Below are 473 nucleotides of genomic sequence, written 5' to 3'. Positions count from 1 at the left end.
CAGCTACGTTGTTCCCGCCAACATCGAGACCCTCTACCTCACCGGCACCAACGCCATCGACGGCGACGCACGCGGCCTCACCACCAATGTCGGCCTCTACGGCAACGGCGCCAGCAACCAGCTCTGGGGCGGCTCCGGCAACGACACGCTCGACGGCGGCACCGGCGACGACACCATGACCGGTGGTGACGGCAACGACACCTACTTCGTCGACAGCAGCCAGGACGTCGTGGTCGAGCTCGCCGGCGGCGGCAGCGACACCATCCAGGCCTCCGCCAGCTACGTCGTGCCCGCCAACGTCGAGATCCTCTACCTGGCCGGCGTCAACGCCATCAGCGGCGATGCCCGTGGCCTCACCACCGCCATCACCATCTACGGCAACGGCGCCGCCAACCAGATCTGGGGCGGCTCCGGCAACGATTACCTCGATGGCGGCGCCGGCGACGACACCATGACCGGCGGCGCCGGCGACG

General features: G+C 69.1%; 1 protein-coding gene. It reads left to right on the top strand.

The features are described from left to right. A partial coding sequence (locus M0638_RS28600) for a calcium-binding protein (RefSeq protein WP_282572360.1) occupies positions 1 to 473 on the top strand: 473 nt, incomplete at both ends.

Source organism: Roseomonas acroporae, from assembly GCF_023223525.1.
Lineage (GTDB): Bacteria > Pseudomonadota > Alphaproteobacteria > Acetobacterales > Acetobacteraceae > Roseomonas_E > Roseomonas_E acroporae.
Note: the sequence above shows the minus strand (reverse complement) of the source record. Positions and strands in the feature narration are given on the sequence as shown.